The sequence below is a fragment of the Schaedlerella sp. genome, assembly GCF_056796775.1.
In genome coordinates, this window is the sequence record NZ_JBQIKP010000025.1 from 26,561 (window position 1) to 51,969 (window position 25,409).

Annotated in this window: 21 protein-coding genes and 1 pseudogene; 2 read left to right on the plus strand and 20 right to left on the minus strand. The window is 51.7% G+C overall.

The window, feature by feature from the left end:
- Window positions 1-13 precede the first annotated feature (13 nt).
- The 5 genes and pseudogenes from ACTOY7_RS12315 to kduI form a co-directional block, all read right to left on the minus strand.
- Complete coding sequence (locus tag ACTOY7_RS12315; protein ID WP_160284004.1) at window positions 14-1,318, minus strand: TRAP transporter large permease; 1,305 nt, start codon at window positions 1,316-1,318, stop codon at window positions 14-16.
- Window positions 1,319-1,798 (minus strand): annotated as a pseudogene (locus ACTOY7_RS12320) (TRAP transporter small permease).
- A 12-nt stretch (window positions 1,799-1,810) separates the two neighbouring features.
- Entirely contained in the window at window positions 1,811-2,785 is a 975-nt protein-coding gene (gene dctP, locus ACTOY7_RS12325; RefSeq protein WP_482671009.1) for a TRAP transporter substrate-binding protein DctP, read from the minus strand.
- A gap of 249 nt (window positions 2,786-3,034) precedes the next feature.
- Window positions 3,035-3,847, minus strand: a complete 813-nt coding sequence (locus tag ACTOY7_RS12330) for a sugar phosphate isomerase/epimerase family protein (RefSeq protein ID WP_160284006.1) — start codon at window positions 3,845-3,847, stop codon at window positions 3,035-3,037.
- Between the two features lie 48 nt (window positions 3,848-3,895).
- Complete coding sequence (gene kduI / locus ACTOY7_RS12335; protein WP_482671008.1) at window positions 3,896-4,759, minus strand: 5-dehydro-4-deoxy-D-glucuronate isomerase; 864 nt, start codon at window positions 4,757-4,759, stop codon at window positions 3,896-3,898.
- A gap of 235 nt (window positions 4,760-4,994) precedes the next feature.
- Here kduI and ACTOY7_RS12340 point away from each other — a divergent pair, with 235 nt between their 5' ends.
- Window positions 4,995-5,480, plus strand: a complete 486-nt coding sequence (locus tag ACTOY7_RS12340; protein ID WP_300885285.1) for a cytidylate kinase-like family protein — start codon at window positions 4,995-4,997, stop codon at window positions 5,478-5,480.
- Window positions 5,481-5,677: 197 nt separating this feature from the next.
- Here ACTOY7_RS12340 and ACTOY7_RS12345 read toward each other — a convergent pair whose 3' ends face one another.
- The 3 genes from ACTOY7_RS12345 to pth form a co-directional block, all read right to left on the minus strand.
- Entirely contained in the window at window positions 5,678-6,820 is a 1,143-nt protein-coding gene (locus tag ACTOY7_RS12345) for a peptidylprolyl isomerase (protein ID WP_300885286.1), read from the minus strand.
- A 126-nt stretch (window positions 6,821-6,946) separates the two neighbouring features.
- Window positions 6,947-10,315: a transcription-repair coupling factor gene (gene mfd / locus ACTOY7_RS12350; protein ID WP_482671007.1), complete on the minus strand. Its 3,369-nt coding sequence runs from the start codon at window positions 10,313-10,315 to the stop codon at window positions 6,947-6,949.
- Between the two features lie 5 nt (window positions 10,316-10,320).
- Window positions 10,321-10,899: an aminoacyl-tRNA hydrolase gene (gene pth, locus ACTOY7_RS12355; protein ID WP_300885288.1), complete on the minus strand. Its 579-nt coding sequence runs from the start codon at window positions 10,897-10,899 to the stop codon at window positions 10,321-10,323.
- A gap of 186 nt (window positions 10,900-11,085) precedes the next feature.
- Between pth and ACTOY7_RS12360 the strand changes: the two genes are divergently transcribed.
- The gene (locus ACTOY7_RS12360) at window positions 11,086-11,526 is read left to right on the plus strand and encodes a hypothetical protein (protein WP_160284012.1); all 441 of its coding nucleotides are present in this window, start codon (window positions 11,086-11,088) and stop codon (window positions 11,524-11,526) included.
- Window positions 11,527-11,591: 65 nt separating this feature from the next.
- Here ACTOY7_RS12360 and ACTOY7_RS12365 read toward each other — a convergent pair whose 3' ends face one another.
- The 12 genes from ACTOY7_RS12365 to mraY form a co-directional block, all read right to left on the minus strand.
- On the minus strand, window positions 11,592-11,855 hold the full coding sequence (locus tag ACTOY7_RS12365) for a glyoxalase (RefSeq protein WP_482671006.1): 264 nt from the start codon (window positions 11,853-11,855) through the stop codon (window positions 11,592-11,594).
- A 14-nt stretch (window positions 11,856-11,869) separates the two neighbouring features.
- Window positions 11,870-12,526, minus strand: coding sequence for an HAD family hydrolase (locus ACTOY7_RS12370; RefSeq protein ID WP_160284014.1), 657 nt, complete (start codon window positions 12,524-12,526; stop codon window positions 11,870-11,872).
- Between the two features lie 135 nt (window positions 12,527-12,661).
- Window positions 12,662-13,444: an RNA polymerase sporulation sigma factor SigG gene (sigG, locus tag ACTOY7_RS12375; protein ID WP_160284015.1), complete on the minus strand. Its 783-nt coding sequence runs from the start codon at window positions 13,442-13,444 to the stop codon at window positions 12,662-12,664.
- Window positions 13,445-13,632: 188 nt separating this feature from the next.
- Complete coding sequence (locus ACTOY7_RS12380) at window positions 13,633-15,153, minus strand: sodium/proline symporter (RefSeq protein WP_160284016.1); 1,521 nt, start codon at window positions 15,151-15,153, stop codon at window positions 13,633-13,635.
- A 270-nt stretch (window positions 15,154-15,423) separates the two neighbouring features.
- A complete protein-coding gene (locus tag ACTOY7_RS12385; RefSeq protein WP_160284020.1) occupies window positions 15,424-17,031 on the minus strand; it encodes an MBL fold metallo-hydrolase RNA specificity domain-containing protein in 1,608 nt (535 codons plus the stop codon).
- Between the two features lie 203 nt (window positions 17,032-17,234).
- Window positions 17,235-17,975: an RNA polymerase sporulation sigma factor SigE gene (sigE, locus tag ACTOY7_RS12390; RefSeq protein WP_016293722.1), complete on the minus strand. Its 741-nt coding sequence runs from the start codon at window positions 17,973-17,975 to the stop codon at window positions 17,235-17,237.
- Between the two features lie 96 nt (window positions 17,976-18,071).
- Window positions 18,072-18,866, minus strand: coding sequence for a sigma-E processing peptidase SpoIIGA (locus tag ACTOY7_RS12395; protein WP_482671004.1), 795 nt, complete (start codon window positions 18,864-18,866; stop codon window positions 18,072-18,074).
- A gap of 213 nt (window positions 18,867-19,079) precedes the next feature.
- Window positions 19,080-20,273, minus strand: a complete 1,194-nt coding sequence (gene ftsZ, locus ACTOY7_RS12400; RefSeq protein WP_160284018.1) for a cell division protein FtsZ — start codon at window positions 20,271-20,273, stop codon at window positions 19,080-19,082.
- A 173-nt stretch (window positions 20,274-20,446) separates the two neighbouring features.
- Window positions 20,447-21,799 carry a cell division protein FtsQ/DivIB gene (locus ACTOY7_RS12405; protein ID WP_482671003.1) on the minus strand — a complete coding sequence of 451 codons (1,353 nt, stop codon included), beginning with the start codon at window positions 21,797-21,799 and terminating at the stop codon, window positions 20,447-20,449.
- Between the two features lie 81 nt (window positions 21,800-21,880).
- Window positions 21,881-22,984 (minus strand): FtsW/RodA/SpoVE family cell cycle protein, encoded by a 1,104-nt coding sequence (locus ACTOY7_RS12410; RefSeq protein WP_160283208.1) that lies wholly within the window; start codon window positions 22,982-22,984, stop codon window positions 21,881-21,883.
- Between the two features lie 35 nt (window positions 22,985-23,019).
- Window positions 23,020-24,426: a UDP-N-acetylmuramoyl-L-alanine--D-glutamate ligase gene (gene murD / locus ACTOY7_RS12415; protein WP_482671010.1), complete on the minus strand. Its 1,407-nt coding sequence runs from the start codon at window positions 24,424-24,426 to the stop codon at window positions 23,020-23,022.
- Between the two features lie 10 nt (window positions 24,427-24,436).
- Window positions 24,437-25,393 carry a phospho-N-acetylmuramoyl-pentapeptide-transferase gene (gene mraY / locus ACTOY7_RS12420; RefSeq protein WP_160283207.1) on the minus strand — a complete coding sequence of 319 codons (957 nt, stop codon included), beginning with the start codon at window positions 25,391-25,393 and terminating at the stop codon, window positions 24,437-24,439.
- Window positions 25,394-25,409: the final 16 nt, after the last annotated feature.

Consider the following 25,409-nt stretch of genomic DNA (forward strand, 5'->3'; position numbering starts at 1 on the left):
CCGGATTCATTTTCTACATCAGTCCCAGCACCGTCGGAAGCCAGGTACTAAATGCCGGAACAAAGGTAACAAACAACAGCGCTGCCAGAATCGCCGCAAAATACGGAATCAGTTTGGAAACCACATCTTCCACCTTCAGCTTGGCCACGCTACAGCCCACGAAGAGGACGCTTCCCACCGGCGGGGTTACGGTTCCGATAGACAGGTTCATGACCATCATCACGCCGAACTGGATCGGGTCCATACCAATGTTCGTAATAACCGGCAGGAAGATGGGTGTAAAGATCAGCAATGCCGGAGCCATATCCATAAATGTTCCTACGATCAGCAGGATGATATTGATCAGCAGCAGGATCACGATCTTGTTGTCCGACACACCCAGCATCAGGCTGCTGATCGCCTGGGGCAGTCCGGTAAAGGACAGTACAAAGGACAATACAGAAGATGCGCCGATGATCAGCATAACGATCGTAGTCATCACTGCCGCATCCACCAGGATGTCTTTTAAGTCTTTCAGCTTGATGCTCTTATAAACAAATGCGGACAGGATAAATGCATAGATGACCGCAACCCCGGAAGCCTCCGTAGGAGTAAAATAGCCGGACAGGATTCCTCCAATAATAATGACGATCAGAAGAAGGCTTGGGATGGCGTCCCACACAACCTTTGCCGCCTCTGCTCCGGTCAGCCTTTCCCGTTTTACCACATAACCCTGTTTCTTTGCGTACAGAAATGCAACTACCATACAGAGAAATGCCCATAACAGTCCCGGGATCCATCCGGCCATGAACAGTGTCGCAACCGAAGCGCCGCCGCTGGCCGCGGAATACACGATAAATGCATTGGTTGGAGGAATCAGCTGTCCCACCGGTGCGGTGGCGATATTGGTGGCCGCCGAAAATCCCTCGTCATAGCCCTGCTCCTTTTCCAGCGGGTTCATGACTCCGCCGATGGCTGTGGCTGCCGCGATACCGGAACCGGATAGAGAGCCGAACATGGCGTTTCCCGCAATATTGGTCAGCGCCAGGGAACCGGGAACCTTTCCGAGGAAAAGCATTGCCAGGTTGATCAGCCTTCTGGCGATCCCGCCGCTGCTCATCAGTTGTCCTGCCAGTATAAAGAAGGGGACGGCAAGCAGCGTAAAGCTGTCAATACCGCTGACCAGCTTCTGTGCCGAGATGAACATTTCGAACTGCGGTGTCAGAAACATGATAATGGTGATAAGTGCCGATGTAATGATGCTGAATGACACAGGCACGCTCATTGCCAGCAGGAAAAAGAATAATATGATCAATACCAAAGCCGCTTGTAACTGCATTTATTTCCCCTCCTTTTTCATTTCCGAATATTCCTTTACAAACTGCAGCAGGCGTTCTGCCGAATAGACCACCATCAGGATCCCGCAGATCGGTACGCCGATATAGTAGAACTGCATTGGAATCTGCATGGCCGGAGATACCTGGCCTGCCGCATTCATGGATACCATGGTTCCGCCCGCGATCATTACAAATACGCTTAAAAACAGCACCAGAATCTCAATAAAAATCTGATTTTTCAGAGTTCCTTTTTTTGTAAAGGTGCCTGTGATAAATCCGATGGAAATATGCTACCCTCTTCCATAGGCATAGGGAACCCCCAGCATGGTCAGCCAGATCAGAGCATACCGCAGAAGCTCTTCCGTCCATTTACTCGGATCATTCAGGATAAATCGGGTGAAAATCTGCCAGAAGCATCCTGCCACCATCACCACGACCAGAAACGCAAGTACATACTCAATGATTTTATTTAAAAGCTTCATCCTTTGTCCCCCCTATTCCGCATAGTTCTGAATATCTTCATAAAGCTCCTGATAGCTGTCCCCCCGTTCACAGAACTCCTCGTGAATAGGAGATACCGCTTCGATAAATTCGGACTTGTCGATATCCCTGTATACTGTGACACCGTGGGCCTGGGCTTCTTCCATTGCCTCTTCCATCATGCCGTTATAAAGCTTCTTAAAATTATCATTGGTCTTTTCCAGACATTCCACCAGATAGTCCTGCTGCTCTTTTGAAAGCTTTTCCCATGTCTTCGTACTGATGATATAGATATCCGGAGAATACTGATGCTCCGTATAGGTATAGGACTTGACCAGATCCTGATGCCCGTCTACCGTCAGCGCAAGCTCTGTATTCTCCGCTCCGTCTACGATTCCCTGCTGCAGCGAGGTGTAGGTCTCGCTGGCTGCCATAGGCACCGGAGAGCCCCCCATGCGGGAGATCATATCCATAGACGTGGAACTCGGCATAGAACGGATCTTCTTGCCCTTGAGGACCGAGGGATCCGTACAGGCAGCATCCTCTTTCAGATAAAAGTTACGGGAGCCGTTGGCATAATACCCGATGGCGATAAATCCGTCGTCTGCTGTAGAGCGGAACAGCTCCTTTACTTTCTCGCTTTTCTCCATAGCCGTATAGTAGTGGTCCTGATCTACGAACAGGTAGGGCACGGCAAATATGGCGTATTCGTCGGCGAACTGCCCCAGAGTGTTGGAGCTGACCTTCGCCATATCCAGAATCCCTGCCTGTACCATTTCTATTTCTTCTTTTTCTGTGCCCAGGACTCCGCTTGCGTAAATATTGACATTCAGGTTTTTAGACTCATCCTCTGCCGCAAATTCTGAGAACATCGCAATCGAATCAGCAATTTCCGATCCGGCGGACTGGTTGTGCGCCAGACGGATTTCCACTTTGTCGGTGCTGTTTGCGCTGACTACAGATACAAAGGTAACTGCAACTGCCAGCAAACCGGCCGCAGAGACCGCAATCCCAATCTTTTTTTCATGCTTCCCATTTCTTACTCTCCTTTTCTTTGGTTCTTTTTTATCTCGTGCACGTTATGGCGCTATTCTAGCATAAAAAAATCCGGGATTTTTCAACCATATTGTTGTCATTTTCAAGTTTTCAAACTATATTGCTCTCAATTTCTAATCTATTCTGCCAGATTTCTGATTCGGCCCCTCCTGTATTTCCGTCAAATTTACCAATGTCCGGTTTTATAATCCCCTCATAAATTCAATATCCTCCGCAGCTGATTCGGGATTCATTTCTTCCCGGAGAAGAAACAGATCAGGACGGTTTTCATGCAGCCAATAGGAGATCGTCTCATATTGGATGACACCTTTTCCCAGCAATGCAGGACAATATCCGCCGTTTTCATCAAAATAAAAATCCTTGATATGCATGGCCTCGATATATTTTCCCGTATATTTCAGCCATTCTCCCCAATACGCCTTCTGATCCGTTGTATCCGGAAACTGCAGCAGGTTTGACGCGTCGAAGATCATCCGAAGATGCTCCGGTTCCCCCACCTGATCCATCACATCCAGTACAGCCTCCAGATGTTCCAAAGGATGCCAGTACACCGGTTCAATGGCCAGCTTGACATCCAGACGCACGGCTTCCTCTGCGGCCCTCTTGATACTGTCGAGCATATAGGGATACCACTGCGCCTTCTCCTGCCGGTTCAGATGGGGATATGCGGTTTCCGTCCCCACCACCCCGGCGCCTACTTCTTTTCCATAAACAAGACATTTTTTCAGTGTCCGCACCGCATGGTCACGGACCACCGGATCCGGGTTGCCCAGATCCATATAGCATCCAAATACCGGGATTTCAAGGTGATATTTTTCAAAAGCACGCCGGATCCGTTCCAGATGTCCGAGAGTGATATCCTCATATCTCCGGATCCCGGTAAATGCTTTCGGCAGTGCCAGCTGCGCTCCGTCATATCCCTGTGCATGCAGGATCTCCGCCATTTTTTCAATTTCCATCCGCCCATAATCATGGGCCCGTACACCAATCTTCATCCTTTTCACCTCTCAGAACATTATATGGTCTCTCCGTACTGTGCTTCTCTACATCAGATCCCGATTCGCCACCCCGTCCATATCATCAAAATCCTGGTTTTCCCCAACCATTCCCCAGATGAAGGTATAGTTTCTGGAACCGCTTCCCGAATGGATAGACCAGCTCGGGGAGATGACCGCCTGCTCGTTTCGGATCACAAGGTGCCTCGTCTCATCCGGTTCACCCATATAGTGCATCACAAACGCATCCTCCGGCATTTCAAAATACAGGTATACTTCCATTCTCCGGTCATGGGTGTGGCAGGGCATGGTATTCCAGACACTGCCAGGTTCCAGGCTTGTCATTCCCATGACCAGCTGGCAGCTCTCCACCTGTCCGGGAAGGATATATTTACAGATCGTGCGGTGATTGGAATCCTCCAGACACCCCAATTCCACCTTGTTCTCCTCCTTCACGATCACCACGCCATCCTCCGGCTGTCCCTCCGGCCGGATCAGGACCGTCGGACAGGATGTGTGTGCAGGCGCGCTGTTCAGATAGAATTTGGCCGGATTCTCAGGGTTCTTGCTGGCAAAGGAGATTTCCTTCACGCACATGCCTAAGTACATGCCATCCTTGTATCCGAGCGTATATTCCCTGCCGTCCGCGAGGATCGTTCCCTCCCCACCAATGTTGATTACGCCCATCTCACGCCGTTCCAAAAAATATTCGGTCCTGAGCTCCTCTCCTGCCTTTAATCCGATCACCTCTTTAACCGGCATCACGCCTCCCGTGATGATCCGGTCGATGTGGCTGTACACCAGCTTGATCTCATCCGCAAAGAAAAGCCTTGGGATCAGGAATTCCTCTCTCAGTCTCTGTGTCGTGTAGTGTTTTACGTCCTTCGAGGACGATGCTGTTCTCAGTTCCATAGTAAATCCTTCCTTTCCGAAAATATTATTAATAAGAACTGTTTACAGCATACCATACAAAGAAACCCATTTTCCTGTGATTTCTTCTCGAAAATCTTGCAAATCTTCTACAAAACATCCTGATCTTCCATCGAAAACCACTTCCCCCAAAGCGCTTTTAGTGCTATAATAAGGAAGCGAGCGGGTTGTGAGTGCTCTGTGAAAAGCACTCTTTTGTACAAAGGAGGAAGGTAGAATGAAGTTAGTGATTACGATGAGCCGCAGGTTTGGTACGGGTGCCAGCATTATTGCCAATGAGCTTTCCGTAAGGCTTGGCATCCCTGTATATGATAAGGCATCCATTGAGCATAAGCTGGATGAGCATGAATACGAATCCGAGGCCGAAGCCATCCGCAGGCTGGCGGAGAGTCCCTGCATTATTCTGGGACGATGTGCTTCGAACATCCTAAAGGACCGGATGAATGTTCTTAATATTTATGTCTGTGCAGACAAGGAAGACCGGATCCGGCGTATCATGAAACTGGAATCCCTCTCATACGAGGAGGCAAAGGAAAAGCTGGAGCGCACCGATGAGCAGCGTGCCGCATACTATTACGAACACACCGGCAGGACCTGGGGCGATGTCAATGATTATCATATGATCCTGGATACCACCGAATTAGGGGTTGAGAACTGTGCCAATATCCTGATGCAGTATTTTGAGAAGCTGGAGTATATCTGATATTTGCTCGATACTCACATTACATAAATCAGGACGTACATACTCAGATCTGTTGTTTCCCGAAAGCAAAAGACAGGGCGACGCGTTTTTGGCGTTCCCCTGTCTTTTTATCTACTGCTATATAATTGTACACGGTTCCATATTTTCCATTTCTGCTGTGAATCCCGCCTTCCGGCCAAGTCCAAAACGCAGACTGGTCAATTCTCGGAATCCTCATCCTCTTCTTCGGACTGCGCATCCTCCTTGTCAGAATCCGCGTCATCTTCTTTTTCATCGGACGTATTCTTATCATCCTTTGCCCCGTCATCCTCGTTTTTCGGGATAGCGATTCCCTGGTATGCAAAGTCGATCTTCTGCCATACCTCTTCATTGAGGGTGATCTTAGTATCTTCCTTCCACTTTTTCAGCAGGGAATCATACTGATCGTCCTTGCGTTCCCGCACGATCCGTTCCTTTTCCTTATCCGTCGCTTCCCGGTCGAACAGGCTGGTGACCTTTCCTACATACAGACCTCCATCGGAATCAATAGCATCCGTAACCTCGTTCTCCTCCAGCTGGTCCGCAGCCTTCACAAAGTCTACATAAGGAGCCGTCATCTCGGAATCAAAGGACGCGGTCTCCACTTCCAGACCTTCCTTTTCCGCGGCAGCGTCGATATCCTTTTCCTCGCTGTTCTGCAGATCCTTGGCAAACTTCTCCGCCTTTTTCTTCAGCTTCTTCTTCTCATCCTCGGACATGGCTTCGCTGGAGCCGTCCTCCTTTTCATTGGAATACGCAAAATACACATACTTCATGGTCTTCTTGGCTGCTTCCTCATCGGAAACCTCCTCATCTACGCCTTCTTTCATCGGAGCATCCATCTTCTCCTCAATGGTGGCGAGCCTCAGATATTCCTCAATGTACTTCGTATAGCCTGACACCACCTCTTTTGCTTCCAGGGCATTATCTTCCTCGAAGTCCGCCGCCGCCTTAGCGATTGCCTTTTCCTCCTCTTCCGTCACCGTCACGCCATATTCATCCGCATGCTGGCTCAGGATATAAAGGTTCTCCAGATCCTCAATCAGGCCGCTCTTGACATAATTCTCATAAGAGCCTTCCCCCCATTGCTGCAGCCAGAATTCCGCCGGAGTCTCCCCTGTCAGGGTGGTATAATAATTCTCATACCGGGACTGCATCATCCTGGAATAAAAATTCGCGACTCCGTAGGAAACCTCTGAATCCCCGATCGTTGCCACCACCTCGTCATGATTCACGTCAGACGAACCGCAGCCCATCAATAAACCGGCCGCAAGCGTTCCTGCCGCTGCCGCTGCTACACATCTTCTTTTCAACAACTTCATGTTATCCTCCTGGTATAATAATCTATGGCCTCCGCACCGCAGGTTCGGCGGCATCTCATCGAAGGACATCTGCCTTCCCCGGCATGGATATGCTTCCATACCACATATGATTATAATCCGTTTTTCCTATTCTAACAAGCCCTTTATTGCATTTAACAGGTTTTTCACAAGTTCCAGGATGTCTTCATCCTTTTCTTTCCCTGATCGATTCCGTTTCCGATAGATAAAATAAGGGGGATTCTCTGCCTTAAACACCAGATTTCCATGCCATGCCGTGATCAATTCCGGAATCTTCGCAGGTTGTACCTTCGCCTTTTCATACATCAAAAGCTTCAATTCACCGCTCTTTTCCTCCACGCTGGTCACATAAGCAGAGTGAGCCAGTGATTTCAAAAGCGCGATCTGCAGAAGCTGCATGACCTTTTTCGGGATATCCCCGAAGCGGTCGATCAGCTCATCCACCATGTTTTCCATTTCCTCTTCATTTTCCACGGCAGCGATCCGCTTGTAGATATCCAGTTTCTGATATTCGTTGGAAATGTAGGAATCCGGGATATAGGCATCCACATTCAGGTCCACCGAGGTGCCGAAGATCTCCATATCCAACTCTCCCTTTTCCTGCTTCACCGCCTCGTTGAGCATCTTGCAGTACAGGTCGTATCCCACCGATTCCATATGCCCGTGCTGCTCCGCACCCAGAAGATTTCCCGCGCCGCGGATCTCCAGATCCCGCATGGCAATCTTGAAGCCCGATCCCAGGTCCGTAAACTCCCGGATGGCTGCCAGACGCTTCTCCGCCACCTCCTGCAAAAGCTTATCCTTCCGGTACAGCAAAAACGCGTACGCCATTCGGTTGGAACGCCCCACCCGTCCCCGGAGCTGGTAGAGCTGAGAAAGCCCGAACCGGTCCGCGTCGCGGATGATCATCGTATTGGCATTGGGGATGTCCAGCCCGGTCTCAATGATCGTAGTAGACACCAGCACATCAATGTCCCCATTGATAAAATCATACATGATGTTTTCCAGCTGCCGCTCATTCATCTGCCCATGGGCAAAGGTCACAGCCGCCTCCGGCACCAGCTTCTGAACGTGCGCCGCCACATCCGCAATGTCATGGACCCTGTTGTGCACATAATAGACCTGTCCGCCTCTGGAAAGCTCCCGTTCCATAGCTTCCCGCACCATCTCGTCATTATATTCCATCACATAGGTCTGGATCGGCATCCGATCCATCGGAGCCTCTTCGAGCACACTCATATCCCGAATCCCGATCAGGCTCATATGAAGTGTCCGGGGGATGGGGGTGGCCGTCAGGGTCAATACATCCACGCTCTCCCGGAGCTGCTTGATCTTCTCCTTGTGGGTCACGCCGAACCGCTGCTCCTCGTCAATGACCAGGAGGCCCAAGTCCTTAAAGCCCACATCCTTGGACAGAACCCGGTGGGTGCCGATAACAATGTCCACCAATCCCTTTTTCAGATCCTCCACTGTCTTTTTCTGCTCTGTCGGAGTTCGGAACCTACACAGCAGATCCACCCGCACCGGAAAGTCCTTCATTCTCTGCACAAAAGTATTGTAATGCTGCTGGGCCAGGATCGTGGTCGGCACCAGATAGACCACCTGACGGCTCTCCTGGACTGCCTTAAACGCGGCCCGGATGGCAATCTCCGTCTTGCCGTAGCCCACGTCCCCGCAGACCAGCCGGTCCATGATCTTCGGGCTTTCCATGTCATTTTTGGTATCCTCGATGGCCTGGATCTGATCCTCCGTCTCCTCAAAGGGAAACATCTCTTCGAATTCCTTCTGCCACACCGTATCTGCCCCGTAGATATAGCCGTCCGCCTCCTGCCTCGCCGCATAGAGCTTTACCAGATCCTTTGCGATGATCTGAACCGCGGAACGGACCTGCTTCTTCGTCTTTACCCACTGACTGGTGCCCAGCTTGTTCAGCTTCGGCTTTGCTCCATCCGCGCCGGCATACTTCTGGATCAGGTTCAGCTGGGTTGCCGGGATATACAGGACGCCTCCCTCTGCATAGGCGATCTTCATATAATCCTTGGTCACCTTCTCCACCTGGATCTTCTCAATTCCATGGTAAATGCCCAGCCCATGATTCTCATGCACCACATAATCCCCGGGCTTTAACTCGGTGAAGTCCTGAATCTTCTGCCCCTCGTAAGTCTTCCGCCTCTTTTTCCTCTTCTGCCGTCCGAAGATATCGGTCTCTGAAATGACCGTAAATTTCAAAAGGGGGTACTCATACCCTTCCTCCACATGCCCGTAGGCTGCCAGGATCTCTCCCGGCTGAACCTCCCGCTCCAGGTTCTCGCTGTAAAAGCTGCTCAGGTCATAATCCCTCAGATCCTCCGCAAGACGCCTGGCCCTGGTGCGCGACCCGGACAGCAGCACCACCCGGTAGCCGCTGCGCTTCAGCCTCTTCAAATCCCTTGTCAGCATCTCAAAGCTGTTATTGTACGGATTCACGCCCTTGCTCTGGATCCGGTAGGTCTTACGGACCAGGAAACTGCCGCACCGGGATTCCAGCGTTGTAAAGCCGATCCCGGAAAGATGATTCATCCGTTCTACAACCTCTTTGGAGGAAAAGATCTTCAGATTCGCAGTCTCCTGCTCCATCCCGGCCTTTTCCCGGTTCCTCAGGCTCTCCTGGTATTCCTGCTCCGCCCCTTCCGCCCGTTCCAGAAGGCGGACAGGTTCGTCCAGCAGGAGGATCACTTCCTCCCCCGGAAAATAATCCAGAAAGGATACCATGTCCCGGGGATCCCCGACAAGCTCTGATGCCGGATAGATCTCCACAGAGTCCAGATTCTCAATGGAACGCTGGCTTTCCACATCAAAGGCACGGATCGAATCAATCGCATCTCCCCACAACTCCAGACGCACCGGAACCTCCTCTGTCAAGGGGTAAATGTCCAGGATCCCGCCCCGCACGGCAAACTGCCCCGGACTGTCGATCTCGGCCTCCCGGTCATATCCCATGCCTGACAGATTCTGCTGCAGCCGGTCAAAGTCTACGCTCTCTCCGGCCTCCAGGTGAATCTGCCGGTTCTGCAGTTCCTTCCTTGACGGAAGCCCGTCCAGAAAGGCATCCATGGTGGTAATGATGGCAAGCCCCCTCCGACGCCGTTCGTCCTCCGTAAGGGCGCCATGCTCCAAAAGCGCGCGCGCGACTTCCATCCGCTGGCTCAGCAGATATTTCCCCTTGATATCCGCATGATAAAACAGCAGATCCCTGGCCGGATAAAAATACACGTTTTCATCCAGAAACCGATACTCCTCCCAGGCTTTTTTTGCTTTTTCCTCACTGGAAAAAACGATGAGTCTGTATCCATACCCATCGCCCAATTCATACATCAGATGTGTTTTTTGAGAGTTCACGCATCCTGCGATCTGCAGAAGCCCTTCCCCTTTTTTTCGTTCCTGTATAATCTCTTCATAATCCGCAAGCTCACGAAGCGGCGCCAATAAAGCTCTCACGATTCTTATTCTTCCTTCTTTTTCCGATTATACTCATTCATTGCGGCTTCAATCCTGCCCTCCATGATGGTCTCTGCCGCGCAGACTGCCATCTCATAACCTTCTTCCATCAATTGCTGCTCTGCCTTTGAAAAATGTCCCAGCACATAATCGGCCAGCTCCATCTTCGGAGGCTTCTCCCCAACCCCCACCTTGATGCGTGGGAAAACCTGCCCTCCGATCTGGGAGATGATATTCTTGATCCCATTGTGTCCGCCGGCGCTTCCCTTTGCCCGGATTCGAAGCTGTCCCGTACCCAGGCTGACATCGTCATAGACCACCACCAGCTCCCGCGTCACATCCACCTGGTAAAAATTGACCAGGCTGCGAACACTTTCCCCGCTCAGGTTCATAAATGTCTGCGGCTTCGCCAGGATCACCTTCTTTCCCTGGATCATCCCTTTTCCGATCAGTGCCCTGTGCTTCTTTATATTTACAGAAATATTATATTTTTCAGAAATCCGATCTATAACCTCAAACCCCGCATTATGTCTGGTTCCTTTATACTCCCTCGAGGGATTGCCCAGTCCCACAATTACAAACATCTAGACTTACACCTCCATTTTTCTTTCCGTACGGATGTCCGAATCCCTCTTCACTACCGTCCCGCGCCGAAATACACATCCCCGCGCCGAACCGTCCTCCCTTTTCCTATTCCGGACACCCCCAAAGGTATATTTCCCTCCTCTTTGACATACACTATAAAAAATGCACTTTGGGAGGTTACTTTCATGAGTTCCAAAACCAAAATCATAGTTCTGCATATGAAAGAAATCATTTACACTGCCATATTCGCCGCACTCGGCATCCTGCTCATCATCCTGCTGGTCGTCATGTTCCGGCCCGGCGGCAAAAAGCAGCCTGCAGATGCCCATGCGGAGAAACAATATACCCCCGGAATCTATACCTCTGCCCTCACACTCAACAACACCAATCTGGAGGTAGAGGTATCTGTAGATGAATCCCATATCAACTCCATCCGATTCTCCAATCTGGATGAGAGTATTGCCACGATGTTCCCGCTGATCCAGCCGGCCATCGAGGATATTGCCGAACAAATCTACAAAACGCAGTCTTTGGAAAATATCACACTATCCGAACAGTCTCCGTATACATCCCAGGTCATCCTGGATGCCATTGCCGAAACCGTAGAAAAAGCCGCAGTCGATTAGGCTGCGACTTTTTTCTGCTGCCTTTTGCCACACGGCCTTGTCCGGAGACCTCCATAGTTCATTTCTTAGCCTTCTACGATCAGATACTGTCCGTTCGGCAATGGGAAAACCTCGGATGCCTCTTCCAGTTCATCCTTGCCCATACTGTTCACGTCAATCCCGTTTTCGTCAAGATATTCTCTTACATCATCCAGCGTATCTACAACAACCGCCATGCAATCCTCCAGAAACGCTTCCGCCTCTTCGATCGTAGCGGCAACCGGCTCGTCAAATAATTGAGACTGTCTTTCCAGAAACGTCAACAGACATTCCTCACTATATTCACCCATGTTCTTTTACCTCCCTATTCCCTGATCAGTTTTATGACCTCTTCCGGAGAGTCGGCAATATAACCGGCACCGGCCTCCTCAAGGACCGCACGGCCCCGGAACCCCCATGTCACACCGATAGTCCTCATGTGTGCATTGGTTCCCGTTGCAATGTCTACCTCCGAGTCCCCGATATATACGGTCTCCTCCGGGGATATCCCCAGTTCCTCTGCGATCTGCAGAGCCGCTTTCGGGTCCGGCTTGCGGGGTATGTTCTCCTTTTGCCCCTGGATCTGCCGAAACACCCCTCTGCCGAACACGGCCTCCACCACATGAACTGTCTGCCGATGGGGCTTATTCGAAAGCACCGCCAGCTCCAGCCCCTCCTGCTTCATGGCCGTAAGCATCCCGGGAATTCCCTCATAAGGTACTACATGATATGTGCAGTTGGCGTCAAATATACGTCCATATATCCGCATCGCCTCATCAATCCTGCCCGTATCCGCCTCTCCCGCGGCGAGAAGCGACCTCTCCATCAGTACACGGGCTCCATTGCCTACAAACTGCCGGCACTGGTCTGCTGTCACCGGCAGAAGGCCCATCTCCTTCAAGGTCTCATTCACGGAAAATGTGAGGGATTCCAACGTATCGGTCAGTGTTCCATCCAAGTCAAAAATACAAAGTCTGTACATGGCAGATCATACCCTTCTTTTTATATAGTTAATCATAGTATGAAGCCATGGAAATTTCAACTAAAATTTTTCTTTTTTTTCAATTTCCTACTTTTTTCGTTATTATCAGCAGTCATTCAGGCCGTAAATGGAAACCTATTTTCCCAAAAGGTACTGCCGCATCACCTTCAAAGCGTTTTTTTCCAGCCGGCTGACCTGGGCCTGAGAGATTTTGATCTCCTCCGCCACCTCCATCTGAGTCTTGCCTTCAAAAAAGCGCAGGCGGATGATATAGCGTTCCCGCTCGTTAAGCCGTTCCATGGCCGCTTCCAGAGATAATTCCTCAATCCAGTTCTCTTCCCGGCTTTTCTTATCGCTGACCTGGTCCATCACATACAGCGCGTCTCCTCCGTCGCTGTACACGGGCTCATACAGGCTCATCGGCGCCTGGATGGCATCCAGCGCAAAAACGATGTCCTCCTTGGCGATCCCAATCTCCTCCGCGATCTCCTGCATGGTCGGCTCCTTCATGTATTTGCGCATATAGCCTTCCTTGGCATAAATAGCCTTATATGCCGTATCCCGCAGGGATCGGCTGACCCGGATCGAGTTGTTGTCCCGAAGATACCTCCGGATCTCCCCTATGATCATCGGCACCGCGTAAGTAGAAAATTTCACCTCACGGTCAGGGTCAAAGTTATCCACCGCCTTCATCAGCCCCACACATCCGATCTGAAACAGGTCGTCCGCGTTCTCATTGCTGTTCGTAAAGCGTTTGATCACGCTCAGGACCAGACGGAGATTTCCCTTGATATACTCTTCCCTTGCCGTTTCATCTCCCTTTTTTATACGCGCAAACAAAGCTTCCTTCTCTTCTTCTTTTAAGAGCGGAAGCTTCGCCGTATTCACACCGCATATTTCTACTTTACTCAAAGCCATCGTTTCAATCCTCCTGCCAGATAAAATATGATCTAGTAGGATTTTTCTCACTCTGGTGATTTGTTATTCCTTTTGGCAGGGAATTAAAAAAACTTTTAGCCCTTGACAAATGCGGTGTGTTTGAAAAACCTTATTTTGCGGATTCGCAGCTGCTGTATCTATCTGCGGCGCGCGCGGCAATGGTCCGTTTACTTTGCAGCCTGCTCAAACTCCTCCAGGATCTCTGCTTCCGGGGCAGGAGTCGCCAGGCTGACCGCCGCATTGAGGACGATGGCCACCAGGAATGCGGGAAGCAGCTCGTAGATATCCCATACGCCTCCCATGGGACGCACCATATATTTCCACACGAAGATCATGATCCCGCCGGATAGCATGCTGACGATCGCTCCGTACCGGTTGGAGCGCTTCCAGAATAAAGCCAGCAGCATGACTGGGCCGAATACCGCGCCGAAGCCCGCCCAGGCAAAAGATACGATCCCGAATACGGAGCTGTTCGGGTCCACGGCCAGGATCACGCCCAGAACGGCGATCAGAAGCACTGTCGCGCGGGCCGCGAGCAGGGATGCCTTTTCGCTGATCCTGAGGTGGAGCACATCCTTCAGCAGGTTTTCCGAAATGCTGGAGGATGCCGCAAGGAGCTGGGAATCCGCCGTTGACATGGTGCACGCCAGGATCCCGGACATGATCAGACCGGCGATCACAATTCCCAGAATCCCGCTTTTGCTCATCAGGGCCGCGATCACAATGATCAGCTTTTCCGAGTCTGTCCCCTCCAGCGTTTCGATCATGCCGCCTTTGCTCAGGCTGTAGCCCAGGATCCCGATGAAGATCGCCACACTCATGGAGATCACGACCCAGATCGACGCGATCCTTCTGGACAGCCGGATCTCCCCTTCATTCCGGATCGCCATAAAGCGCAGAAGGATATGAGGCATCCCGAAATATCCCAGTCCCCATGCAAATGTGGATGCTATCTTGATGGCTCCATATTCTGACGCCCCGCCGCCACTGTAGATGCTGGTCAAAGACAGATAGCCCGGCAGCTCTCCCGCCTGCTCCAGCACAAGCCCGGTTCCTCCCACCGTGCTGATGCCGAACAGAACCACACAGATCAATGCCAGCGTCATGACAATGCTCTGGATCAGGTCCGTGGTGCTCGCCGCGGAAAATCCGCCCAGGACAGTATATGCAACGATGATTACCGCGCTGACAGCCATTGCGGTAAAATAGGGCACGTCAAATAATGTGGAAAACAGTTTCCCACATGCCGCAAATCCAGACGCCGTATAGGGTATAAAAAAGATCACGATAAAGACTGCGGAAACCGCAACCAGAATATTGCTCTTATCACGGTAGCGGTTGGAAAAAAATTCCGGAATGGTGATGGCATTTCCAGCGATCACAGAATACCTCCTCAGACGTTTTGCCACGATGAGCCAGTTGAAATAGGTTCCCACGGCCAGTCCGATGGCTGTCCACGCCGCGTCTGCCACACCGGTCAGATAAGCGACTCCCGGCAGGCCCATCAGAAGCCAGCTGCTCATATCCGATGCCTCCGCGCTCATCGCGGTCACGATCGGCCCCAGCTTCCTCCCGCCAAGATAATAGTCTCCTGTTGACTTGTTTCTCCTCATAAAGTAGATTCCCACGGCGACCATTCCCACCAGATAGATGACGATGATCGCAAAAATCCCCCATGTACTGTCCATGTTTCATTCCTCTCTTTTCTGTTCGTATTTTTGTATAGCCAAAAAATCTTCTGTTCTGCAGCGTCCATACGGCTGTCCCTGATCAGACAGCGGCAGCTCTGCATCTTTGGCGGCACCTCAGCCGGCATTCCCCCTTTCAAGATCCTCTTTGATGTTCCCGCATACCGGCAATCCCATACACGGCCTTTTTCACATCACAATACACCATGCACCGGCATCTGCCTTCATGCACCGGCGCATGGCTTTCTCATTGTTTACAGTCGCTTTTTATTACTTGATCTCCCACTTATCCGCAAGATTCAGGATCTGAGCCTCAAACTTCGCCTTATCCTTATTGGCCATGCCCTCACATCTGGCAGCCACTTCCACAAGCCATCTGGCAGCGGAAAGCAGACGTTCTGTCGCCGCGTCAGCCTTCTTCTGTGCCGGCTTCTTGGTCTTAACCGGAATCCGGACGCCCTCGGAAAGGATCTCATCCGCAATCAGATCCGCTTCTCCGCCGGGGAACGGCGCAAATGCCGGAAATCCGAACTTTTCCTCCACGGTCTGGGCAAATTCCTCTGTCACCGTATCCTCGCCGTGAACGACAAATACCCGCTTCAGAGGTTTTTTGAAACCTTCCAGCCACTTCAGCAGCCCGTCCAGGTCCGCATGTCCGCTGATTCCCTTCAGGCTTTCGATCCGTGCCCGGACTTCGATGGTCTCGCCGAAAAGCTTGACCTCCTTCTCGCCCTCCAGGATCCGGCGTCCCAGCGTGCCTCCCGCCTGGTAGCCAACGAACAGGATCGTGCATTCCTCCCGCCACAGGTTATGCTTCAGATGGTGGCGGATCCGCCCGGCCTCACACATGCCGGAAGCAGATATGATCACCTTCGGCCTCTCGATAAAGTTGATCTGCTTAGAATCCTCGCTGCCCGTCGAGATCTTCAGCCCCGGGAACACCAGCGGGTTGATCCCGGAATTGACCAGCTTTAAGGCCGCCTCGTCAAAACAGCCTTTCATGTTCTTTGTAAACACCTTGGTAGCCTCAATAGCCAGCGGGCTGTCCAGGTATACCTCAAAATCCGCGTATTCCGGCAGGAGGTTCTGCTCCTTGATCTCCCGGATAAAATACAGAAGCTCCTGGGTACGTCCTACCGCAAAGGACGGGATCACCACATTGCCGCCCTTGTCAAAAGTCTCCTTGACGATCCGGGTAAATGTCCCGATATAATCCACCTTTTCCGTGGAATGGAGCCGGTTTCCATATGTAGATTCGATGACCACATAATCCGCCTCCTCCGTATAGGACGGTTCCCGGAGGATCGGCTGGTTCTGGTTTCCTACGTCACCGGAGAATACGATCTTGCGCTGTTCCTCTCCTTCCGTCACCCAGATCTCAATACTGGAAGACCCCAGCAGATGTCCCACATCCGTAAAACGGACCTCAATCCCTTCACAGAGCTGGATCCTCTGTCCGTAGCCGCAGGGCCTGAACAGCTCGATCGCGTCCAGCGCGTCCTGCATCACATAAACAGGCTCATATTCCGGATAGCCGGCACGCTTGCCCTTTCTGTTGCGCCACTCTGCCTCAAATTCCTGAATGTGGGCGCTATCGCGAAGCATGATATTGCACAGGTCCGATGTGGCAAAGGTACTTACCACCTCGCCCTTGAAGCCTTCCTTCACCAGCTTCGGGATCATGCCCGAATGGTCGATGTGGGCATGGGTCAGCAGCACATAATCGACCTCATTCTCCGCGATCGGAAGCCCGGGATTCTCATACAGGTCAATCCCCTGTTCCATACCGCAGTCCACCAGAATGTTCTTCCCCGCCGCCTGCAGCAGATGACAGCTTCCAGTCACCTCGTGGGCAGCCCCAACAAATGTCAGTTTCATTCTCTTCACCACGCTCTCCTGCAAGATCCATATCCCGCCCCCGGAATATCAGACCTGAATATCCTGGTATCAGGAAATGGAACCTGCAAATTAAAATGATTAGTCCTGTGGATATTATAGCATTGTATTGGTGAAGCGTAAAGGATTTTTTTACCCAGCGGCTGGCCGAAGCATCCTGCGGGCATGAACTGATATTCCATTTTTTACTGGTAACGCACCATCTCCCGTTTCAGCCGCTGCATGATCTTTTTCTCAAGCCGTGAGATGTAGGACTGGGAGATCCCCAGATAATCCGCCACCTCTTTCTGGGTCTTCTCCTCTCCGTCCGGATTGTCCAGTCCGAAACGCATGCGGACGATCAGCTTTTCCCGGCTGGACAGCTTATTGATGGCCTTCACAAGGAGCCGCCGTTCCGCCTCGTTTTCCAGGTCCTTGGTGATCGTGTCCTCCTCGGTTCCCAGGATATCGGAAAGCAGCAGTTCATTTCCGTCCCAGTCTACATTCAGAGGTTCATCAATGGATACCTCCATCTTCGTCTTATTATTCCGTCGCAGATACATCAATATCTCATTTTCGATACATCGGGAGGCATAGGTGGCCAGCTTGATATTTTTATTCGGATTAAAGGTATTGATCGCCTTGATCAGTCCGATGGTCCCGATTGAGATCAGATCCTCCACTCCTACCCCCGTGTTGTCAAATTTTTTCGCGATATAGACGACCAGCCGCAGATTGTGTTCGATCAGCAGTTTTTTGGCCTGCTCATCCCGCTCAGTCCCGAGCCTGTCAATCACTTCTGATTCTTCCTCGGTCTCGAGCGGCGCCGGAAGCACCTCCGATCCCCCTATGTAATGAATCTCCTTCTGATTGGAAAAGAAAATCCCTCTGAAATCCGGTATAATTTTCAGCTTAAACTGTCGTGGTACGGCTACCTTAACAACCATTCTTTTTTTCCTCCTTTATTTGTAACCAATCTGCGCGGCAGATTTCAAATACGGATTATTTCCCGTATCCTCCTGTCATCAGTCGTCCGCAAAGGATCAGCAGGCCAGAACATCCGGATTCAAGATCATCTGATACTCCTCATGTCCTGAAATCTGACCCTCACAGATTCCGATGATCGGACGCCGCATTCTGAACTCCCCCTTTTCTCCCGGCAGAAAGACCTCCATCTGTTCTGCCCGGAATACAGGCATCACCCCTTCCCCGCCAACCGTGCGGTAAGGGATATACCGTACCCCCGTATCTGTTCTTTCTTTCTCCAGCATCTTCTGCGCGCAGGCTGGATCAATGACGCTCACCGGGTCCCCTGATATGGGATCGGTCAATCCGTTTCCTGTATCCAACAGCGCATGCATCCTGTACGTTTCCGGCCCTACGTGCAGCACAACTTCGCAGAGCCGCTCCTCCTGTTTTCTCAGCATGGTCAGGAATCTCCAGATTCCGTACATCAGATAGTAAATGGGCACTGCCGAGGCAAAAAAAATACTTCCTGTCCGAACCCAGGGCCGGAGGATCTGCAGCATTCCTCCCATCAGAAATGCCGATACGTATAAAAGACCGAAGGCTTTCCAAAATTGCCTTCCCTTACGTATATCCAGTCCGACCCGGATCATCATGCTGGGAATCCCCGCATAATAAGCCAAAAGCCTCACCGCAGTCGGCAGCGGCAGCGCCACGAGCACACATGTGAGAACGGCTCCGAGTCCGCTCCCGACAAACACGCGGCCATTTTTTACCGGACATCTCAGCACCTTTTTGACTGCCATAAGGAGCAGAGAGTCCATCATAAAATTGATCAGAAACAATACATCTATGTACAGCTCATAATACATGCTTCACTTCCCTCTCCAGGATGGCCGAACAAGTCCTCATGCACAAAAATTATTATATGCCGTACCATATCGGATTTTTGTCAGATGCTGACGAGACTTTGAGAATATATTTCGACAAAAAAGTTCGACAAAAAAACCGCTTTTCCCATAAAAGAAAAGCGGTTTTGAAATGCCATTGTATGCAGAAAAACCGCCGCAGGCTGGTTTTCCATACTATTTTTTAAAGAAATCCGGAATCTTGATCGACTGTTCCCTTACATTGCTGGAAGTCGTTCTTGGCTGGATCGTTGGAGACGGACCTCCCATCGGCCGTGTGCCTGCCGGAGCTCTGGTTCCCGCGCTTCTCATTGCGCCTCCGTCCATCGGCATCCGGCTCACCATATCTCCGGAAGGAAGGATGGATCCCATCTTCTGCTGTCCTTCCAGTCTTGCTTTGAGCTTGGAAGAACTGCCGCCTACATTATGTAAGCCCGTAGCAATCACGGTGATCTTCGCTTCATCAGACTTGGAGTCATCATAAGTAGCACCGAAGATGATATTTGCGTTCTCTCCGGCGAGCTCTTGTACAAATTCTGCCGCGTCCGATGCATCCATCAGAGTGATGTCGCCGGATACATTGATGATCACGTGGGAAGCACCCTGGATCGTAGTCTCCAGCAGAGGACTTGCCACTGCCTGCTTCACAGCCTCAAGTGCCTTGTCATCCCCGCGTCCCTCACCGATTCCAATGTGGGCGATACCCTTGTCCTTCATGACAGTCTGGACATCCGCAAAGTCCAAGTTGATCAGGGACGGCACATTGATCAGGTCCGTGATGCCCTGGATACCCTGCTGCAGGACCTCGTCCGCCTTCTTCAAAGCCTCCGGCATGGTCGTTCTTCTATCCACAACCTCCAGCAGCTTGTCATTGGGAATGACGATCAAAGTGTCCACACTCTCTTTTAACTTGTCGATCCCCGCAAGCGCATTCGCCATACGGGTTCTGGACTCAAAGCGGAACGGCTTGGTCACAACCCCCACCGTCAAAGCCCCCTGATTCTTCGCAATCCTTGCCACAACCGGAGTCGCGCCGGTTCCGGTTCCGCCGCCCATCCCGCAGGTTACGAATACCATGTCCGCACCTTTGAGAGCAGCAGAGATATCTTCCTCGCTCTCCTCCGCCGCCTTCTCGCCTACTTCCGGCTGTGCTCCGGCGCCAAGCCCCTTGGTAAGCTTTTCTCCGATCTGCATCAGAGTGGGTGCCTTGCATAACTGCAGTGCCTGTTTATCTGTATTGATCGCAATAAATTCTACACCTGCAATCTGTTCATCAATCATACGGTTCACAGCATTGTTGCCGCCTCCGCCGACTCCGATTACGATAATTCGCGCGGCAGCTTCTGATTCGTTGGTTTTAATTTCTAACAAGAGTACTTCCTCCTTTATCATCTATTATCAATACTCTAGCATTCCTTACCATTGAATGATACAATCCAATAAGTATATAATAAAGTCTTTTCGGGAAATAATCAATAGATTTTTGTGTATTTTCTGATTTTTTTAATCAATTTATGCACCTTTTTTCCATTTTTTCGTTCTGATCACTGGGTTTCGGGCTGAGGCTGCGCTGCGGTGTCCGGCACAAAGCGGATGGAGCTCCCGGAAATATCATAATTTTCCAGATGAAGGACTCCTGTCTGATCCGCATACAGCTCGGCCAGCTTTTCCAAGATCGGCGGCACCTGGGCCAGCCTGTCCGCAAACTGGCCGCTTCCGATCTGCACCCGGACACCCCCGAAATGCAGGGTCAGATCCGCCCCCGCACAGCTAATCCTGTCCGGAGACAATTCCTGCTTTTCCAGCAGCGGCATCAAAGTCTTCAATTCCTCAAAGATCTGTCCGTCCGTAACCGGAAGCACACTCCCAAGAAGGACTTCCTCCGGATTGATCTCCATTCCTTCTATATAAGGTACCCCTTCGATCTCGGTTCCGGTGATCAGGGAAGCGATCCCTTCCTGGTCAAAATACAAAAACGCCTCATTATAGTCAATCCGTCCGCTGAAGCTTTTTTCCTTCACCTGCACCTGAACCTCCACCAGGTTTTTGAGTCCTACCTTCGTCTCTTCTACAGCGGGAAGCTGCTGCACATCATTCTGGTTATATTTCCACAATAAATACAGAGAATTGCCGGAATACTCATCCGCCAGAAGCCAGTCGATGACCTCCTGCTCTGAAACATACTGATTGCCGGTAACTGTGATCTTCTTTGTCTCAAACAGCTGGATCGCAAGGAAACCCACACCCGCTATGAACGCAGTCCCCAGCAGGATTATCAGCAGAAGCTTCCACCGGGATTTCGGCCTTTCGGCCTGTTTTCCCTGTCTTCCGGATTCAGGCATCTGACGGCCTTCCCGGTTCTCCCTTGCATGGCCTGCCTTTGCTTTGCTGCCCGGAGCTCTTCCCGAGCTTTTCTCCCGGGCCTGTCTGCTCTGACTTGGTCCGCTTCCGCTTCTCTTGGCCGCGCCGGACCTGCCTTCTTTTTGTTTTTCGGAACGTCTCTCAGGCGGCGCTCCTCTTACAGGAGCCGCCCGGCTTCCGGACATACGACCATCCCCTCTTGCAGGAGCGGACCGGCTTCCGGACATACGACCATCCCCTCTTGCAGGAGCGGACCGGCTTCCGGACATACGGCCATCCCCTCTTGCAGGAGCGGACCGGCTTCCGGACATACGGCCATCCCCTCTTGCAGGAGCAGACCGGCTTCCAGTCGGGCGGCTCTGCTCCCCGCCTCCTGAGCTTTCGGAATTTCTGCGGTCCGCAGGTCTCTGCGCGGTTCCGGATCGGCGCGCGCTCCGGCGGTCGTCATATGCTTCTTCTCTGTCCATTCCCCGGCCGGGAGGACCGCCGGATGGAATCCGTCGAGTGCTGCCCTCCGGACTTCTCTTCGCTGTCATGAAATTCCTCCTTATGGTTTGTCGCTGACAAGACCGTCTTTTGCAGGAGAGCCCGCAAGGTCAGGTCCGTCTGTTTCTTCTTTATGGTTTGCCGCCTGCCGAACCGCAGGCCACAGATACGCTGAGCACAAGCCCCATTTCCAGCAGCAGGAACAAAACAGAGGTTCCCCCATAGCTGATAAAGGGCAGCGTGATACCGGTATTGGGAATGGAATTCGTCACAACAGCAATGTTCAGGATCACCTGGATCATCATATGAGCCATGGCCCCTGACGCGATCAAAGCGCCCAGCAGATCCTTGGCCCGGGTGGCGATCACGAAAAAGCGCCAGATCAGGATCAGAAACAAGAGCACGATGAAGCTTGCCCCGACCAGGCCCAGCTCCTCACAGATGATCGAAAAGATCATGTCATTCTGCGCCTCCGGCAGGAAACCCAGCTTTTGTACGCTCTCTCCCAGCCCTCTGCCAAAAAGTCCTCCCGAACCGATGGCATACAGCCCCTGCAGAGTCTGATATCCCTTCTCATACTGCTCCGGGTTTCTCCAGATTGCCAGACGCTCCAGGCGGTAACTTTCCAGCGCCAGAAAGATTCCCATAAATCCGATGCCTGCTGCTCCCATCGCGATAAACTGCACATACTTTGGGCTTGCCACGAAGATCAGGACTGCCGCAATTCCCAGGATGATGATAGCGGTGCTCAGATTACTGGCCCCCACCAGGGCCACGACGGGAAGCACGGGAAGCATCACCCGAATCAGCGTGGTGAATTTTCCCATGGTCTTTACATGCTTCGTCACCAGGCAGGCCAGGAAAAAGATGATCGCCACCTTGGCAAATTCCGAAGGCTGAAATGAAACAGGGCCCAAAGACAGCCATCTTTTGGACCCATTGTATTCGTCTCCCACAAACATGACCGCAACGGACAAAAGCACTGCCGTCAGATAACCCAGATTGGCCAGAGGCACCCATTTATGGTAGTCGATCCCGGCGACAAAAAACATCCCTGCCAGTCCAAGTACCGTCGCAAATCCCTGTTTTTTCAGATAGTAGAACGGATCGTGGAACTTGACCTGCCCGTTGTAGGTACTGGTGCTGTAGAGAAGCACCAGACCAATCACGACCAGAACAAGCACCACCGTCAGCATCGTGTAGTCATAGCGCCGCCGGCCCTGCTTTTTGGGCATATAAATCCACTCCTTAACGATAGATGTTCCGCAGCTCAGAGCGTACTCAGCTGCTGCACAAGCTCTTTGAATTTATCTCCCCGTTCTTCATAATTTTTAAACATTCCCCAGCTTGCGCAGGCAGGGGAAAGCAGTACCGCATCACCCGGCATGGCAAATCTCACGCAGGTCTTTACCGCCTCCTCAAAGGTCTCTACCAGGATCGTATCCTCAAATCCCAGCCTGTGCGCCGCAGCCGCGATCTTTTCTGCGGTCTGCCCCAGCAGCACCAGCTTTTTGACCTTCCCGTGAAAGGCACGGATCCAGTCCTCATAATCGGAATTTTTGTCATAGCCACCGCCGATCAGGAGCGTGGGCCGGTTCATGGCCTGGATGCCCCGGATGGCCGCGTCCGGATTGGTGGCCTTGGAATCATTGTAATACGCCACACCGGCTGTCTCTGCCACAAATTCAATCCGGTGTTCTACTCCTTTGAATTTTTTTACAGTCTTCCGGATGATCTCCATGGGAACCCCGTATGCGATCGCCATGGCCGCAGCAGCCATCACATTTTCATAGTTATGGACCCCCAGGAGCTGGAGCTCATCTGTACGGCAGATCTGTACCTGTTCTTTATCCCGGTAAATGATCCTGCTGCTGTCCAGACAGATCCCTCTTTCCAGTTTACGCCGGCTGCTGAAATATAGAACCCGCGCGTTCGTATTTTCTCCGAACCTTCTGGTCACTTCGTCTTCATAGTTCAGTACGCAGGTATGTTCCGCCGTCTGGTTGCGGAAGATATTTTTCTTTGCTTCAATATATGCTTCCATCGTATGATGGCGGTTCAGATGATCCGGAGTGATATTCAGCACCGCGCTGACCACCGGACAGAAGGTATGTATCGTTTCCAGCTGGAAGCTGCTCATCTCCGCCACAATGACGGATTCCGGCCTCGTTTCCGAAGCCACGCAGGCGTATGGATTGCCGATATTACCCACCACGTAGACGCTTTCTTTATAGTTCTTCATGATCTCGCCCAGCAGCGCTGTAGTCGTCGTCTTCCCGTTGGTCCCGGTAATGGCCAGCACATCACCCTGCCCGTACACATAGGACAGTTCAATCTCGCCCCATACCGGGAGCTGCATCTCATGCATCCGTTTTACCACCGGCAGGTCCAGCGGCACACCGGGGCTGATCACCACCAGCGCCAGGGTATCCAGCTCCTCCTCCGGAAAATCTCCCAGGATCACCCGCGCCCGTCCGGAAAGCTTCTCTTTCTCCTCCGGCGAAGAAAGCAGTCCTTCCGCGCCTTCTAAAAGCTCCGCTCGAAGCATTGCCCTGTCCAGGGAAACATTGCCGTCATACAGGATCACCTCCGCGCCTTCGCTGAGCAAAAGCTGCCCTGCCGCCACACCGCTGATCCCCGAACCAAATACCAGTACTTTTTTTCCTTTGATCTCCATGCTCATATCATCATACCCCCATCAATGCGATCAGGCACAGGATCGCGGTCGTAATGGAAAATACGGCGACCACCCGTGTCTCTGACCATCCACACAATTCAAAATGATGATGGATCGGTGCCATCTTAAAGAATCTTTTTCCGCCTGTTTTCTTAAAATATGTTACCTGGATCATGACAGATACCACTTCTACCACATAGATCAGGCCTACGATGATAATGAACAAAGGCATCTGCATCATATAAGCCGTCCCTGCCACAAAACCGCCCAGTGCCAGAGAACCGGTGTCCCCCATAAATACGCTGGCCGGGTGTACATTAAATAGAAGGAATCCCATCAAAGCTCCCACCACCGCACAGGTGATCGGTTCGATCCCGCTTTTGGATCCGATCGCCACCACGGTAAAAAAGGTCGCCACCAGTACCGTCACGCTGGACGCAAGCCCATCCAGTCCGTCCGTAAAATTGGTTCCGTTGACCGTTCCGATAACTGCCACAAACAAGAGCGGCACAGCCACCCACCCGATATCCAGATAACTCCCGCCGGAGAATGGGATCAAAAGCACCAGCGGAACCTCCGCGATCTTCACAAGATAGAACGCAAATACCGCCGTCACCGCCACCTGCAGCACCATCTTCTGTCCCGGATACAATCCGTCGGAACGCTTCATCACCACCTTCAGATAATCATCCAGAAATCCGATCAGACCGAATCCAACTGTCAGAAACAGCACCGGGATGATCTTCGGATAATCCTTCACATAGAACAGTGACGTGATGATCACGCTGACCAGGATCATCACACCGCCCATAGTCGGAGTCCCCGCCTTCTTTAAATGCGACTTCACTCCCTCCGCACGCTCCGTCTGCCCGACTTTCAGCTTTCTAAGAAATGGGATCACCACCGGTCCCATGATCACACTCAGCGCAAATGAAATCAATACTGGTATCACGATATGTTCTGCCATACATCCACCTCACATC

Excerpts from the sequence above, each read along its gene's own strand:
- ACTOY7_RS12315 (WP_160284004.1), bottom strand. The coding sequence starts at position 1,318 with ATGCAGTTACAAGCGGCTTTGGTATTGATCATATTATTCTTTTTCCTG.
- ACTOY7_RS12330 (WP_160284006.1), bottom strand. The coding sequence starts at position 3,847 with ATGAAGATTGGTGTACGGGCCCATGATTATGGGCGGATGGAAATTGAA.
- kduI (WP_482671008.1), bottom strand. The coding sequence starts at position 4,759 with ATGGAACTGAGAACAGCATCGTCCTCGAAGGACGTAAAACACTACACG.
- ACTOY7_RS12340 (WP_300885285.1), top strand. The coding sequence starts at position 4,995 with ATGAAGTTAGTGATTACGATGAGCCGCAGGTTTGGTACGGGTGCCAGC.
- ACTOY7_RS12345 (WP_300885286.1), bottom strand. The coding sequence starts at position 6,820 with ATGAAGTTGTTGAAAAGAAGATGTGTAGCAGCGGCAGCGGCAGGAACG.
- pth (WP_300885288.1), bottom strand. The coding sequence starts at position 10,899 with ATGTTTGTAATTGTGGGACTGGGCAATCCCTCGAGGGAGTATAAAGGA.
- ACTOY7_RS12360 (WP_160284012.1), top strand. The coding sequence starts at position 11,086 with ATGAGTTCCAAAACCAAAATCATAGTTCTGCATATGAAAGAAATCATT.
- ACTOY7_RS12365 (WP_482671006.1), bottom strand. The coding sequence starts at position 11,855 with ATGGGTGAATATAGTGAGGAATGTCTGTTGACGTTTCTGGAAAGACAG.
- ACTOY7_RS12370 (WP_160284014.1), bottom strand. The coding sequence starts at position 12,526 with ATGTACAGACTTTGTATTTTTGACTTGGATGGAACACTGACCGATACG.
- sigG (WP_160284015.1), bottom strand. The coding sequence starts at position 13,444 with ATGGCTTTGAGTAAAGTAGAAATATGCGGTGTGAATACGGCGAAGCTT.
- ACTOY7_RS12380 (WP_160284016.1), bottom strand. The coding sequence starts at position 15,153 with ATGGACAGTACATGGGGGATTTTTGCGATCATCGTCATCTATCTGGTG.
- ACTOY7_RS12385 (WP_160284020.1), bottom strand. The coding sequence starts at position 17,031 with ATGAAACTGACATTTGTTGGGGCTGCCCACGAGGTGACTGGAAGCTGT.
- sigE (WP_016293722.1), bottom strand. The coding sequence starts at position 17,975 with ATGGTTGTTAAGGTAGCCGTACCACGACAGTTTAAGCTGAAAATTATA.
- ACTOY7_RS12395 (WP_482671004.1), bottom strand. The coding sequence starts at position 18,866 with ATGTATTATGAGCTGTACATAGATGTATTGTTTCTGATCAATTTTATG.
- ACTOY7_RS12405 (WP_482671003.1), bottom strand. The coding sequence starts at position 21,799 with ATGACAGCGAAGAGAAGTCCGGAGGGCAGCACTCGACGGATTCCATCC.
- ACTOY7_RS12410 (WP_160283208.1), bottom strand. The coding sequence starts at position 22,984 with ATGCCCAAAAAGCAGGGCCGGCGGCGCTATGACTACACGATGCTGACG.
- murD (WP_482671010.1), bottom strand. The coding sequence starts at position 24,426 with ATGGAGATCAAAGGAAAAAAAGTACTGGTATTTGGTTCGGGGATCAGC.
- mraY (WP_160283207.1), bottom strand. The coding sequence starts at position 25,393 with ATGGCAGAACATATCGTGATACCAGTATTGATTTCATTTGCGCTGAGT.